Genomic DNA, 14,515 nt, shown 5'->3' on the forward strand with positions numbered 1-14,515 from the left:
TTAACATACCTGATAAGAAAATCTTATTTTTAGAGTGTTAACCTATCAACCACAAATTCATTAATGCATAAAGAGGAAATTATTTCTGAACTTAAAAAAGGAAACCGAGACGTGCTGAAACGAGTCTATTTGGACTATAAAGTTGAATTTTTTAAGTTTTCGAGTAGATATGACCTCAAAAAGGAAGACTTCGAAGATGTATATCAAGACGCTGTAATCGTGGTTTATGAGAATGCTCAAAAAGGAAAATTAGATGATTTAAAATCCACCTTAAAAACCTATTTATTTAGTGTTGGTAAATACATGATTTTTGATAAGTCACGACGAAATCTAAAAACATGTAACCCGGAAGACGATTATGTTTTTAATACCCATGACTATGCTACTATGAATAGTGTATTAGAAGATAAGCCTCTTAATTTATACCAACAAAAACTGATAAGGAATTTTAAATTATTGGGTGAAAAGTGCCGGCAAATTTTGAGTTTATTTTATTACCGTGGTTTAACAATCGATGAGATTGTAGACATACAGGGATATGAAAATAAAAATGTGGTGAAAAGCCAAAAATCAAGATGCCTGAAGACATTGAAAGAATTTATAAAGAAAGAAAATGACTAAAGAAGATTTAATAACGGCTTATTTTGAAGGCACTCTTTCCCAAGAAGATCAAAGAACGTTTGAAGACTTGCTTAAGAGGGATATGGAATTTTTGAAGGAATTTCAGTTTCAAAAGGAGTTACAATCTGCTTTACAAAACGAAGAACGACGAAAAACTAAAATATTTTTAAATTCCTTGGAAAACACTTCGTCCAATAAAGGAACAAAGATCGGACGCTTGGTTCCATGGTTTGCGGCTGCTTCGATAGTTATACTTGTTGGTTTGGGTTCTTGGTTTTATTTTTTTAATTCACCTAAGGTCAATGCGCAGGAGCTTTATGCTGCGTATTATAAGCCTTATGAGAATATTGTGCACCCACTGGAGCGTGGTAAACAGTTGGAAGATCTTGAATCGAGAGCCTTTTTGGCCTATGAATTAGAAGATTATCAATTAGCATTCGAGCTTTTCAAAGAACTGGGACAACAAAAAAATGATAGCTATATTGCGTTTTATAATGCCATTGTTTTAATGCAACTCGAGAACTTTGATGAAGCTATTTCACTTTTTAATGGTTATATACAGAATGATTCTTTACTTAACGATCGTGCACATTGGTATCTGGCCTTATGTTATCTAAAATTAAATGATTTAGAAAAGGCCAAGAAGGAATTAGATCTTTTGATCCAATTAAAAAGTTTTAAACTTGAAAAAGCGAAAGAACTAAAAGAGAAACTCGATTGATCAAACCTTGTTCTTTTTTCCTATGAAGATTGTTACACTGACTATTATCAAAGCCAATAAGCCAAAATACCACCACGAGTAATGATTTCTCAATGGTGAAATATCTCCGGAAACTATGAATGCAGCCCAATAATAAGGATGCTTTAGTAAATCGTCATCAACTGTTTTTAAGTAATTAATTTTAGCCAATCGAAGTGCTTCGTCTTTTGATTTTCCGTTATTTAATTCGCGGTAAAATGCCTCCATTAAAAGGGAAGTGGATTTGTCATTAATCTTCCAGAGGCTTTTTACTAATGATTTTGCTCCGGCATAATAAAACCCTTTAGACAAGCTAATCATGCCTTCGCCATTCCTTAATTTTCCTATACCTGTTTGGCAAGCACTTAAAGTCACCAAATCAGCATTTATTTGTGTGTTGTAAAGGTCTTTTATATACAATGTATGATCCTTTGTATCAGATGCGGAAAAAGCCAGGTATGAATAATCCGGGAATTCATCATTTGCAGAGGCATGTGTTGCTAAATGGATGATGTTATACATGGACGCATTCGATTTGAAATTTGTCAAAGTAGCCTCTTGGTCCATAAAAGAATTTGTCTCGAAAAATCTAGATATACCTTCAACCTCAAGCTTATTATGAAGTAAGGGGCTTTGTATAAAAGAACCTTTTTCATTCCATTTGAAATCTGGAGCAAAAGCAATTAATTTTGATTTAGCACCCGTTTTCTTTGCCTTTAAGTGTGTCAGAGATGATATAGAACTATTATAACTTATCTTTTTTTCGAATAAAAGATAATCTCCGGTAGAATCAGTCAATACTTCAAATGGGACATAATGTAATAATCCGTCCGGTATGATAATCAAGCTTTTTTCTTCAAAACGAATTAAGATTTCAGATAACAGAGTGTTATAAAGGGCTCTTCCAAATTCATTTAATTGATCTGATTTTTGCAATGAAACTTTAGAGATTTGATTGTAAAAAGAGGAAACCAACTTCCGTTCCTCTGAGGAAAAGGTAGTTTTCGTAAAGACTTCTTTATTTTTATTAATCGCTATAGTATAAAGATTATCTTCTGTGAGCTTGTAAGAAATGATGAGCTCAGGGAGGTCTATAATGGAACTCCTTAAATCATTAAGAGTGATGTTTTTCTCCTGGTAATTAAGGTTGTAGTAGTTAGGGTATTTGACTGAAATAGAATCTAAAAACAGATAATAGTTATTTTTTAAAATAAATAAATCATCCTTCAATTTTTTTGTTCTTATAGTATCTTTTGTACTAAATATAGTCTTTTCCAGGTTGTTGAGATTCGATTTAAAAAGGGCTTCTTGATCTAAAATACTCTCAGGAACATTATTAAACCTCGTTGCATTTGAATCTCTAAAAGCATCTAATAGAAAGATATCTTTGTTTTTTTCACTGATATTGAGTGCTAATGTTAATAAGTCTTTATTGGGGCTGAGGCTATAAGCTAAATATGTGATATCCATCATTCTATTAAATATAGGATACGCCGTATTCGAGAGAAATTCCTTATCAAGTTTACTTTCAAATTCCTTTTTAAGAAGTCCAAACAATTCTAAAATTGAGACGTTTACTTTAATGGCCTGATTTAAATAATCTTGATCTTGACTGAGGTTAAAGGCTAGGACTAAATTTTGGTTTTTAAGGTCTAAAAAATGAAGTAATTCTCGTTTATATAATAATGCAGGTACTGTTGAAGCTTTGTTTTTACCTTTATAGTCTAAGCTTTGTAAAGCCTTTTCAATATATTCTAAACCATTTCGGGAATTATTTCTATCTAAATAAAACCGAGATAATTTTGCGAAAACCCGCGCGACATCAATATGTTTTGGAGTTTGATGATAATCTAGAAATGCTTTTAAAGCTGAATTATAGTATTCTAAGGCCTTTTCGTCCTTACCCATTTTAGAATATATAGTACCGTATAAAATGAGTGATTTTTTATAAAAGGGATCTTCAGGTAGGAGTATAGATTCACATGCTTTTAAATAACTTAAACCAGTCTTATAATCTTTTTTTTCTATTGAATTTTCAACCATGGTCTGATAAACGGAGACCAGATTATTTTTATATTTTTTGTCCTTTTTGTAAAAGAATTCGTGGGTACCAATAACATCCTTTAAAATTAAATGTGCCTTGTCTAATTTCCCACTATTATTGTAAAGTTGTGCTTTCAATTTGTTGGTGGAGGCCAAGTGCATAGCCAAATTATCGCCTTCATAAATAACTTTGCTAAGTTGGTTTGATCTATTGTAATACAACTCAGCCAAATCATATTTTCCGGTATTTTTATAGATGGAGGCCAAAAAATTGTAAACGCTTAATAGGGATTCTTGGTCATTCATGGAGCGATTATCCTTAGGTATTTTGGATAATTCAGAATAAGCTTCAATAAAATAGGGCTTAGCTCTGGAATAGTCTTTAAGTTTGTAGTAATAGTTACCGGTATCTAAAAGTAATTGCTGCTTATAGAGGTTTAGGTCTTTCACTTTTGAAGACAAAGAGTCAACTTGCATGATCTTAAGGATTTCATCCAAACTGTTACGATAAACAGTCATATCGTAGTGATAGCCACTCGTAAATACCTTATAGCTTAATAATTGGAGTTGTGTTTCATAATCCTTCAATTGATCAGCAAGATAGAGGGCCTTATCAAAAAAATAGTAGGCAGAATCTTTTTGAGTATAAATTTTATTATAACCTTCGTAGAAATAAGAGGTGATTTTTTCATCATTATTATTTTCTTGAGAGCAAACTGTAAAACTATAAGCGAAGAAAAAAATAATAAGATATCTAAACATAAAAAAAGTCTTCAAGTGTTTTGGCTTGAAGACTAATGTAATGAATTCTGAATTCAATAAAGAATCATTCGATAATAACGTGTACTTCATAGGAAATTTCAGAACCTGCAGGCTCATAGTATTTTGTAATTTTCAAAACCGCTTCTCCAATAAAAGTTGTTGATATATTGTAAGAAATTAATCCCTGATATTTTTCCGATTCTTCGACGCCGTTTAATTCCGAAACAGGTTCATCATCATTTAAGAAAACGGTTGATATTTCCCCCTGATCTGGATGTACAAGGGTATTGAAACTACCTAGCGTAGGAACAGGACAATTGTTATCACTGCCAGGATTATCGCATGGATGAGGTTTCGGTGGTCTATCTATGGGAATAATTCCTTCTATTAATTCTTCATTGTAAGATTGATATTTTTCATAAATCTCAACTTGCTGTTGAACCTCTTCAAGATCTGGTATTTTTTCATCATTACCTTCCTCAATCTCTGCAGTCAATTCCTGCTTTCTTTTGTTTAATAGCGTAAGTTCATTTTCTAAAAAATATTGGTGAAGGTACAATTCCAGAAAAATGTTTTGAGGTTCTTCTACATTATTACTAGAAAAAATTTCCATTGGTTCTGTTTGTTCTATTGTTGGTTGTGTATCCGATGAGCAAGAAACCCCAATGAGAAAAGAGAAAATAAAAAATAAATACATTGTTTTCATGGTTTTAAGTTTTTAATTGTTTTTTATTAATGTAAAACACTTCCAAGAGTAAACATTTTTTCTAATTAAATTAAAACAACTATCATTTTACGTTTATAATTTGTTCCAGCAGATTGTACCACTCGGGAAAACTATAATCTAGGTATTTTTCATACTATTTCCAATCTTAGAATAAAATATTTCCACTACCTAAATTTTACAATAAATAAAATTCAATCGATTTACGGGTGTCAAACCAACCAGAATTATAGTATGAGTTTTTTTCATTTCAGGCTGTCTAATTCTTTTTATTTACAAGGCGTAATAATCGGCCGGGATCATTGGTAAGCAAATAAATATAACCGTCGGGTCCTGTTCTTACATCGCGAATGCGTCCTAAACCTTTCAGTATAATTTCTTCATTAATAACCTTATTATTCTTAACCCGCAAGCGGTGCAATTCTTCAGCTCTCAGGCTGCCGGTAAAAAAATCATTCTTCCAGTTTGGAAACTTTCTGCCATCGTACAGGGTTAGGCCACAAGGTGCTATCGAAGGTGTCCAGTGAAGAACCGGTTGTTCCATGCCTTCTTTTTCGGTAATTGAAGTGATGGGTTGACCATTATAATTGATCCCATGCGTAATAACCGGCCAGCCGTAATTCCTTCCTTTATGGATTATATTGAATTCATCACCGCCACGCGCCCCATGTTCAGTAGCCCACAAACGATGTTTTTTATCAACCACGAGACCCTGAGGATTTCTATGACCATAACTCCAAATACCACCTGGGATATTAGGGTCACCGATAAAAGGATTGTCTTTAGGAACCCTACCATCGTCATAAAGCCGGAATATTTTACCGTTAGGTCGGCTTAGATCTTGTGCCTGCCCCATGGAACCGCGTTCTCCGATTGCAAAATAGATGTAGCCTTTATAAAAAGCGATCCGGCTTCCGTAGTGCGCACCGGATTTCATATAGAATTTTTTATCGGCCTTGTAAATCCATTCCTGATCTATCCATGTGTGATCTTTGATCCTGCCCCGAACAATTGCTGTTTGTGACCAGGATTTACCGTTTTCATCACGCCAACCATCGGCAAATGCCAGATAAATCCAGCCGTTTTTTTTATAATCAGGGTGGAGCGCAATGTCCATCATACCACCTTCCGGGCGGTCAAATATAACCTCAGGTGTTCCTTTAACAGGTGTAGGGTCGAGCGTGTTATCCGTATTAATGATTCGCAAAGGGCCAAGTCGTTCTGTGATGAGCTTTCTCCCGTCGGGAAGGAAGGTCAAGCCCCAAGGCGTTTTAAGTCCGGTGGTAAGTACTTCTACCTTGAACGATTCCTGTTGCGTTTTAATTATTCTATTTGGTTCTACCTCCGTTATGTTTTTTTTGACTTCCTGTGATTCCAACTCCCGAATATAAACTACGAGAGCTTGCAGTTGGGCATCAGATATCACTGAGCCAAATGCCACCATGCCCTGTTGCGGATAGCCATTTTTTATCGATTTAAGAATTTCGGCGTCTGAAGAACCTTGTTTCCATGTCCTGTTTACTAAACTACCGCCAACGGCACCGGAAGTATGACAACTCATACATAAATTTTCATACAGGTCCTTTACTTTCATTTTTGAAAAGTCCTGAGAATTGGTGGTTATAGCAGACAATAAAAATATGAGAAGCGCGAAATATCGAAGTTTCATGTGGTCATTATGGTATTAAGCTCCTAAAATTAAGTAAAAGAACTTTAAAAGGAAATATTAATCACTTAGGTACATCATGCAGGTCATTGTAAAACCTCTAGTTCTGTTATATATTTGATGTATCAAGTTAGCGATAAAGGATTAACTGGAAACAGTTGGATTGCATTAATACTAATTTTGAAACTTGATTTATTTTTTCGAAAATAGTCATTGGAATGGATTAGTTTTTCTGTGATTGTTGTCGGAAAACTTCGGTTGGATGATAACATTGTAATAACTGTAGCTTGAAGTTTAAAATTTTACCTCATACGTAAGATTTTGAATTAGGGGGGAATCATGGATTCCCCCTTACTGTTTTAATGGGGTAGTAACATTTTAACTCCACATTCTGGAATCGGCAATTAAAGACCCTCTGGTATGGCACTGCGATTCTAAAGGTCTTTCCGTTTCAAAATAAAGGAAGAAAATAAAAATTAAAAAAGTAGAAGGTGGTATTTAAACCACCTTCATGCAGAACAAGATCATTTGACATCCATTCATTATTAATTAATCATGTAGAACAATGTAGCCAAGATGTAAAAGAATCTGTTCGTATACTGCATCGCATTCATAGACTCACCTTTTAAAACGTTTAGAAAACGGAAGCAGCTTTTTTATTGATTTTAGATTTAGCGAGTTCAGATAACTTAGTATCGATACGCTTTTCTTCGTCTACCAACTCGTGTAAAGAGGCGGCCATTGTACCTTCACCGATTTCATGTGCATAGGATGCTAAAGTACCTAGCGTTGAAATATTGTTGTGATTCAAACGTTGAATGGATTCCAAAATAACCACATCTTTAACATAACTATCAGTTGTTTTTGCCAACATTTTGTTAGCCTCCTTTACAATAGAATGGCAGCACTCGTCCTTTTCACCTTTGGGTTTAACATCAAACTTTGAAAGGAAATCGTATAACTTAAGGCTTTGTTTTGAAGCCGTACTCAATTCGAGGTCTATAATTTGTTTTAAACCGGAATTGGTAACTTGTTTTTGCATTCTGGGTAATTCTTTTTGTTCTTCTACCGATGCGTTATATAATTCACGTCCGCGTTCGAGGAAAACATCCTTTAAATTTTCAATTCTTTTTGTCATGATCTTAGGTTTTAAATGATACTTCTAATAGCATTATAAGATAGTTGTTACACGGATAAAAATAAATGACTTTTATTATTCAGGACTAGAATATTTATGGTTGAAATTAAAACTTTATTTAGTTGAAAATCACTGTTCAGGATAATCTAAGTCCTTGTACTTTTTTGGAAACGATTTTATATTTATTCCATCAAATGAGAGATAAAAGGCAGGCTGTAAAGCTAAACGGAATGGTTGTTTTTCTTTGAAATTCTTGCTGAGTCGTGAGTTGGAATAAGAAAAAGAGTGTTGCGTTAGATTCTGACGGTTTTCAGGCCGGATGATGAAGCCAAAATAACTGTAGTTTGATATTTAAAATTTTGCTGAAGTGCAAAACTTTGTGTAAAACGGGGATCTTCGGGTTCCCGTTTACTGTTCTTAATTATACATTTGAGCGGCTTTTTTAAGTGCTTTAGGATTGAGAATATGAATCTTGTGGCCATCAGTTTTTATCCAACCTTCTGATCTGAATTCTGATAATAATCGGTTTACCGTTTCTCTTACGGTACCAATTAAACCGGCCAGATCTTTTCTGTTAATACTGATCTCAGAAGCATTTTCATGAGGGCCATTAAATTTTAGGTCTAAGTACAAGAGGGCATCAGCCAAACGGCCTCTAACCGGTTTATAGGCAATTTGAGAAGCTTTGGTCTCCAATTGGCGCACATACTTAATCAGCTTTTCAAGGAAAAACTCGAAGAACTCCGCATGACTCCTTAAGGCTTCTTGGAAGTCATGTTTGTAAATGAAGTAAATCACGGTTTCTTCCAGTGCTTCTCCGGAACCGGAATGCCGAGCATTTAAAGCGAGGTCACCATAACTTAAAATATCTCCATTAGTGGCAATCCGTGTAATGAACTCTCTGCCATTACAGCTCGATTTACTCACTTTCACCACGCCTTCTTTTATCAAATAAATACCCTGAGGTGAACTTCCTTCAAAATAAATAATCTGCCCTTTTTTAAAGACCAGAACATCCTTCTTTTCTATAAGATCAAAGGAATTGTTGTGAGTACCTGAATTCCCTGCTTGCTCATTAAAGGTTAAGGCTTCATTATTGCGCCACATGATCTTTTGTTATTGGTGATGTGGCCAAAGGTATTTAAAAGCTGTTGTTCCTAAAATGATAACCATCAAGTTAACAGATAAATATGATTTAAAACATTCATTTTTAATCTCTTAAAAAAAAGAAAATAACCAGCTGAAATGTCGACCGAAAATTGTGATAAAAATAGTTTCTATAGAGACTTAAGTCCTATGTTATCAGTCTAACGAGCAGTACATTTAATATAAGTAATTACGTTAATTTTAAATAGTGGATCATGAAAGGTCTAAATAGAAAAAAAATAGAACAACTCGCGGCCGTTCATGAGCCGGAGTGCATATCTGTATATATCCCAACACACCGTTTTGGTCGTGCTGTTCAGGAACAAAAAGATAACCTGAGATTAAAGAATGAAATCCGACATGTCAAAGAAGCACTTGTGGCAGCTGGTTTGTCGGAGGACATCATTGAACGTAAAATAAAGCCAATTGTTAGTTTGGTTGATGACCATGATTTTTGGAGACACCAATCTCAAGGTTTAGCTATTTTAGCGTCAAATGAGGTTTTTGAAACTTTTAATTTACCGTTTGCCCCGGAACCTTTTAATTATGTGAATAGCTCATTTTACCTAAAACCGCTGATTGTAAATTTTACTGATGGTTTTAATTTCTATCTTCTTCGACTTGAGTCGGATAAAGTAAAATTATTTGAGGTGACGGACGATTCCATTACAGAACAAAATTTAAAGGATTTGATGCCTTTGGTACTTCAGGAAACTGTAGGGTACGATTTTAAAGAGAATAACCTGCAATATCGCAGTGTTCAAAAAGGAAGTAAGGCCATGGCCATGCATGGTTATGGTGCTGGAAAGGATGATTCAGATCTGGAAATTCAGAAATTTTTCAGAGCGGTGAATAAGGCTATTCTTCCTGAATTGAATGCCAAGGGCTTACCACTAGTAATCTCCGGTTCTGATCATTTATTCGCGATGTATAAAAAAATTAATTCATATAAAAACCTGTTCGCCAAACACCTTCCTGAATCCCTTAAAACACATAGTTTAAAGGTTATAAAATTAAGGGCCCAAGAACTGGTAGCACCCTTAAGACGTGAACAACGCAACCATAAAATCAAGGATTTTAAAGACAAAGCCTACACTGAGGAAACTGCCTTTGATATGAAAAGTATCTTTAAAGCTATTTTCAACAAAAAAGTAGACACCTTATTCCTGAAAAGAAACTATGAAGCTTGGGGCACCTATAATCCGGAAACGAGTGACCTGGTTATTGGACGAAAACACAGTCCGCCTAATGTGGAACTTACAAATTTGGCCGTGGTTACCTTGTTTTTGCAGGGTAGGAGCATCTATGAATTGAAATCGGATGACATGCCTTTTTCAAGTTCTTCGTGGAATGCCATTTTGTATCAGTAATTCAATCCTGTTAGAAATATATCCTGATAGTGGCATTTAAAAAACTGCGTAAGAATTAATAAAAAGCCAAAAGATTATGAAAACAGAAACCGATAATGCGTTACACTATTATAAGAGCACAAAGGCACTGGTGGACAAGGTGAAGAAACACGCTCGAACCCTATCAAAACCAAAAGATCTAGATGTTTTAATAGAACGCATTGGAGATGCTAGATACGTCCTTCTTGGCGAAGCGACCCATGGTACTCATGAGTTCTATTTATGGCGTGCTATCCTTACCAAACGTTTGATTGAGGAGAAAGGTTTTTCATTTGTTGGCGTGGAGGGCGATAGTCCCGATTGTTATCGAGTAAACCGCTATGTAAAAAACTATGGCGATCACCCTTCCAATGCTTATGACACGATCCGCGAATTCAACCGCTGGCCAACCTGGATGTGGGCTAATTGGGAAGTCATTGAATTTATTAACTGGTTGAAAGACTTTAATACAAAAAAAGCAACAACCCGTAAAGTTGGTTTTTACGGTCTGGATGTTTACAGTTTGGGCGAATCTCTGGAAGCTTTAATGCAATACCTCGAAAAAACAGATCATGCTGCTTATATAAAAGCACAGGAGGCTGTAAAATGTTTTGAGCCTTTTGGTTACGAGGGTACAGATTATGCCAGGGCTACCTGGCTTATTCCGAAAACCTGCGAGACCGAAGTGGTTGATCTCTTAAGAGATGTTAGAACTAAAATCACTTCCTATAATACCGATCCTGAAGCTGTATTTAATACCGAACAGAATGCCCTGGTAGCGGTAAATGCAGAAAAATATTATCGGACCATGATCAAAGGTGGCGGAGCGTCCTGGAATGTCAGAGATCGTCATATGGTTGAAACGCTGGAGCGCCTCATGGATTTTCATGGTGATGAAGCTAAAGCCATCGTTTGGGCACATAATACGCATGTGGGCGATGCGAGAGCTACAGACATGAGTCGGCAGGGTATGGTGAATATCGGTGAGCTTATATCGATCTATCATCATGCTGATGAGGTGTTTAAAGTAGGTTTCGGTACTTATCAAGGCACCGTGATCGCCGGACGAAAATGGGGGGACGCCATGGAGATTATGAATGTTCCGAAAGCGGCTGAAGATAGCTGGGAGGCTATTTTGCATCAAGCGGGTGACGGTGCAGATCTGGTATTTACAACCGATGTATGGCAAAATGATCCTACCTTTAAAACACGGTTGGACCACCGGGCAATTGGTGTTGTGTATCAACCGGAATACGAGCGTTTTGGAAATTACGTCCCAAGTGATATTCCTTTACGCTATGATGGATTTATTCACATCGATACCTCTTCAGCACTTCATCCTGTGCACATAAAACCTGACGGTCATCAAATTCCGGAAACCTATCCCTGGGGTGTGTAATTCATCTTTTGATTATTCTTGTTTTCTTTTAATAATTGAATGGCTTCCAGATCTGAAACAGGAGTGAAATCCTTATAGAAAGCACCAACGGCATAAAAATTATCGGGTTGCAATAAGCAAACTATTTTAGAAACATCAGGTGCGTTTTGCAGCTTGGTTATCGCCGATCTGGAGGATACGGGAATAGCGATAATAATGGCTTTCGGTCTTTCTTTTGCTAGAAGTTGAACCGTAGCTAAAATGGTATTTCCGGTGGCAATACCGTCATCCACAACGATCAGGGTTTTTCCTTTGAGTTTTAAAGGTTCATCACGGTCATAATAAATATTCATCTTTTCCTTCAAGGCACTTCGTAATTTTATTATTTCTTCATCGATGTAGACCTTTGAAACTGATCTTGAGGCTTCAGGATCCAGAATTTTACTTTTTAAACTAACGGCCCCTATGGCGTATTCCTTGTTATAGGGGTGTCCTATTTTTTTAGTAAGAACGATATCCAGAGGTAAATTCAACTCTTTTGCGATTATGGCCCCTAAAGGCAATCCGCCTCGTGGAACTGCCAGAACCGCAGAATTACTGTTTTTATAATCTCCTAAGGCCGCTGCTAATAATTGGCCTGCTTGAACTCTATTGGTAAACATGATTTTTAGTATTAAGGGATTAGATTTTGTCGAAACCATTCGATGGAGGCATAGGTCACATCTTCGAGTTTTCCGGGTTCTTCAAATAAATGAGTGGCTTCGGGAATAATTTCAAGTTTGGAATTTTCATTCAAAAAACGATAGGCCATTTGATTTAGCGGTATCACCTGCCTGTCCCAACCACCAACAAGCAGCAGAACGGCTGCGGAAACCTTATTCAATTGCTCGGCATCAGCCAGATCAGGACGTCCACCGCGAGATACCACGGCTTTGATTTTTGATTTTAAACTACCAGCAGCGTTTAGCGCTGAAGCTGCTCCTGTGCTTGCTCCAAAATAACCTATGGGTAGATCCTTCAAATTGGCTTGGTTTTCCGTCCAGTGTGTAACCTCGATCAAGCGTTTGCTCAATAATTTGATATCAAAACGGTTGTTATAAAATTGATCTTCTTCAGGTGTTAATAGGTCGAAAAGTAAGGTAGCAAATTCATTATCGTTCAATTGGTTGGAAACGTATTGATTTCGTGGACTCAAATGACTACTGCCACTCCCATGCGAAAATATAATTAAACCTCTCGCATCTTCTGGAATACTTAAAATACCTTTTAATTGTTTATCTCCGATCGTAATAGACACGGGATGCTGTTCTAATGTTTTCATAACCTTGTGTATTTAATCTTTTTGTGGATTTTTCCGTTTTTTAACGTGCTCAAGTTTATATCCGATCATAGATCGTGACTCCAAGTCCTTTTTTTCAAGATCTTCCTCTAGTTTTTTGTAAACGCTGATATCCTTTATGGTTACTACAACCGCTACCACTTCATTCTGACTGTTCGCTATAGGTCTTCCACTCAATAACACCCGACGTTTTTCTTTGGTTTCCAAGTTTTTTAAGATAACATCTACATCGTTTGTGATTTCGCCGGCTAAAGCCCTTTGTGCTGGTAATTCCTGGGAAGGAAAGGTGGTTTTTCCGTCGGGATAAAACACGTCAAAATGATTGGAGAAATTAAAAGAAATACTATAATCATCCTCAATATTAAAAAGTTCATTGGCACTATGGTTAGCTAATAAAACCTGTTTATCCGAATTGGCAACGATAACCCCATCACTGATATTTTCAATGATCATGTTCATTTTTTGCTGACTTTCCAGTAATTCATTACGTTCTTCTTCAGCTTCATTTTTGAGTTTAATTTCTTCAGTAATATCATGTACAACGGCGTAAATAAGGTTCGTGCTTTTATCTAAAGTAGCATTCCAAGTAAGCCACTTTACAGAACCGTCCTTGCACACCCATCGATTTTTAAAATTGATAATGTTTTCTCCTTTATCAAGTTTTTTGATCTCTTCGAAAGTTCTTGAGATATCTTCAGGAAAAATAAAAGAAGAAAACGGTTTTTCTAAAAGCTCTGAAGTACTATAGCCTAAAATTTTACTGATGGAAGGGTTGACTTTTATGAAGGAGGTGTTATTGGCGATAACCAGACTATCAATAGATAAATTGAAAAAATTATTAGCGGCTTTCAGAGATTGCTCTGTTTTTTTACGATCTGTAATGTCGGTAGCGATCGTTCCGATAGCATAGATTCTGTTTGAACTATCAAACAAGGGAAATTTAACAGATAGGTAGGTATGCACGCCGTCCGCCTGTTCGATGGTTTCTTCAATATGAATTTCGTTTTCAGCTTTAATAACTTCCAGATCAGAATTACGATAGCGGTCGGCCACCTCTTTTTCAAGAAAATCATGATTTGTTTTACCTATGAGGTTTTGTTCTTTAGATTGAAATAATTTCTGATATTGCTGGTTTACAAGGAGGTATTCGCCATTTAATTTTTTAACGCAAATAGGGCTGGAGGTGTTGTCGATAATAGATTGCAATAACTTTTGGTTTTTTAGCAGTTCCATTTCGTATATTTTTTTCGCTTTGAGTTGCTTTTTGAGCATAAAGAAAACCGTTGTGAGCATTCCTATAGATAGCACAACAAGCGCGAACAGGACCCAATTCCAAAGTAAATTCTCGGATCTTGTGGTTACCTGGTTCAAATGAATGATGCCTATAGCCAATATAACGATCATGTTAATGATGTAACCTGAGGTAATTCGAATTTTAGCTGAAAGTTTCACATGATAAAGTGTTAAAATGAAAGTCCTAAAACATGTTAAGCCAAAGCATTCGATGCTATGGTTTTGCGGTTCTTAGTAAAACTATGAAATGTTAAAAGGAGATAAAATGATGAATATCA

Annotated in this window: 12 protein-coding genes; 4 read left to right on the plus strand and 8 right to left on the minus strand. The window is 35.9% G+C overall.

The genetic code is table 11. The features are described from left to right. The first annotated feature begins 63 nt into the window (after positions 1-63). Together V8G61_RS07675 and V8G61_RS07680 are read left to right on the plus strand one after the other, a co-directional pair. A complete protein-coding gene (locus V8G61_RS07675; RefSeq protein ID WP_394874944.1) occupies positions 64-621 on the plus strand; it encodes an RNA polymerase sigma factor in 558 nt (185 codons plus the stop codon). Beyond that, positions 614-1,342 carry a tetratricopeptide repeat protein gene (locus V8G61_RS07680; RefSeq protein WP_394874945.1) on the plus strand — a complete coding sequence of 243 codons (729 nt, stop codon included), beginning with the start codon at positions 614-616 and terminating at the stop codon, positions 1,340-1,342. Before V8G61_RS07675 ends, V8G61_RS07680 begins: the two co-directional genes overlap by 8 nt. On the opposite strand, the gene V8G61_RS07685 is transcribed toward V8G61_RS07680, so the two are convergent. The 5 genes from V8G61_RS07685 to V8G61_RS07705 all read right to left on the minus strand — a co-directional run bounded on the left by V8G61_RS07685 (position 1,343) and on the right by V8G61_RS07705 (position 8,800). Beyond that, on the minus strand, positions 1,343-4,165 hold the full coding sequence (locus V8G61_RS07685; RefSeq protein ID WP_394874946.1) for a CHAT domain-containing protein: 2,823 nt from the start codon (positions 4,163-4,165) through the stop codon (positions 1,343-1,345). It abuts the gene before it with no gap. A gap of 64 nt (positions 4,166-4,229) precedes the next feature. Further along, positions 4,230-4,871, minus strand: coding sequence for a hypothetical protein (locus V8G61_RS07690; protein WP_394874947.1), 642 nt, complete (start codon positions 4,869-4,871; stop codon positions 4,230-4,232). A 277-nt stretch (positions 4,872-5,148) separates the two neighbouring features. Then, entirely contained in the window at positions 5,149-6,558 is a 1,410-nt protein-coding gene (locus V8G61_RS07695; protein WP_394874948.1) for a PQQ-dependent sugar dehydrogenase, read from the minus strand. A 631-nt stretch (positions 6,559-7,189) separates the two neighbouring features. Next, entirely contained in the window at positions 7,190-7,693 is a 504-nt protein-coding gene (locus tag V8G61_RS07700) for a ferritin-like domain-containing protein (protein WP_394874949.1), read from the minus strand. 417 nt (positions 7,694-8,110) lie between these two features. Further along, a complete protein-coding gene (locus tag V8G61_RS07705) occupies positions 8,111-8,800 on the minus strand; it encodes a Crp/Fnr family transcriptional regulator (protein ID WP_394874950.1) in 690 nt (229 codons plus the stop codon). A gap of 254 nt (positions 8,801-9,054) precedes the next feature. Here V8G61_RS07705 and V8G61_RS07710 point away from each other — a divergent pair, with 254 nt between their 5' ends. After that, positions 9,055-10,209, plus strand: a complete 1,155-nt coding sequence (locus tag V8G61_RS07710) for a hypothetical protein (protein WP_394874951.1) — start codon at positions 9,055-9,057, stop codon at positions 10,207-10,209. Between the two features lie 76 nt (positions 10,210-10,285). After that, positions 10,286-11,626: an erythromycin esterase family protein gene (locus V8G61_RS07715; RefSeq protein WP_394874952.1), complete on the plus strand. Its 1,341-nt coding sequence runs from the start codon at positions 10,286-10,288 to the stop codon at positions 11,624-11,626. Here V8G61_RS07715 and V8G61_RS07720 read toward each other — a convergent pair. From V8G61_RS07720 to V8G61_RS07730, 3 genes are read right to left on the minus strand one after another with little or no spacing between them, the layout of a single operon-like run. Beyond that, on the minus strand, positions 11,608-12,267 hold the full coding sequence (locus V8G61_RS07720; protein WP_394874953.1) for a phosphoribosyltransferase: 660 nt from the start codon (positions 12,265-12,267) through the stop codon (positions 11,608-11,610). The genes V8G61_RS07715 and V8G61_RS07720 overlap by 19 nt on opposite strands. A gap of 11 nt (positions 12,268-12,278) precedes the next feature. Next, a complete protein-coding gene (locus tag V8G61_RS07725) occupies positions 12,279-12,926 on the minus strand; it encodes a dienelactone hydrolase family protein (RefSeq protein WP_394874955.1) in 648 nt (215 codons plus the stop codon). 12 nt (positions 12,927-12,938) lie between these two features. Next, positions 12,939-14,396: a PAS domain S-box protein gene (locus tag V8G61_RS07730; RefSeq protein WP_394874957.1), complete on the minus strand. Its 1,458-nt coding sequence runs from the start codon at positions 14,394-14,396 to the stop codon at positions 12,939-12,941. Positions 14,397-14,515: the final 119 nt, after the last annotated feature.

Source organism: Gaetbulibacter sp. M240, from assembly GCF_043876815.1.
Taxonomy (GTDB): domain Bacteria; phylum Bacteroidota; class Bacteroidia; order Flavobacteriales; family Flavobacteriaceae; genus Gaetbulibacter_A.

Bases quoted from the DNA above. Each gene is read 5' to 3' on its own strand.
- V8G61_RS07675 (WP_394874944.1), top strand. From the start codon at position 64: ATGCATAAAGAGGAAATTATTTCTGAACTTAAAAAAGGAAACCGAGAC.
- V8G61_RS07680 (WP_394874945.1), top strand. From the start codon at position 614: ATGACTAAAGAAGATTTAATAACGGCTTATTTTGAAGGCACTCTTTCC.
- V8G61_RS07685 (WP_394874946.1), bottom strand. From the start codon at position 4,165: ATGTTTAGATATCTTATTATTTTTTTCTTCGCTTATAGTTTTACAGTT.
- V8G61_RS07690 (WP_394874947.1), bottom strand. From the start codon at position 4,871: ATGAAAACAATGTATTTATTTTTTATTTTCTCTTTTCTCATTGGGGTT.
- V8G61_RS07695 (WP_394874948.1), bottom strand. From the start codon at position 6,558: ATGAAACTTCGATATTTCGCGCTTCTCATATTTTTATTGTCTGCTATA.
- V8G61_RS07700 (WP_394874949.1), bottom strand. From the start codon at position 7,693: ATGACAAAAAGAATTGAAAATTTAAAGGATGTTTTCCTCGAACGCGGA.
- V8G61_RS07705 (WP_394874950.1), bottom strand. From the start codon at position 8,800: ATGTGGCGCAATAATGAAGCCTTAACCTTTAATGAGCAAGCAGGGAAT.
- V8G61_RS07710 (WP_394874951.1), top strand. From the start codon at position 9,055: ATGAAAGGTCTAAATAGAAAAAAAATAGAACAACTCGCGGCCGTTCAT.
- V8G61_RS07715 (WP_394874952.1), top strand. From the start codon at position 10,286: ATGAAAACAGAAACCGATAATGCGTTACACTATTATAAGAGCACAAAG.
- V8G61_RS07720 (WP_394874953.1), bottom strand. From the start codon at position 12,267: ATGTTTACCAATAGAGTTCAAGCAGGCCAATTATTAGCAGCGGCCTTA.
- V8G61_RS07725 (WP_394874955.1), bottom strand. From the start codon at position 12,926: ATGAAAACATTAGAACAGCATCCCGTGTCTATTACGATCGGAGATAAA.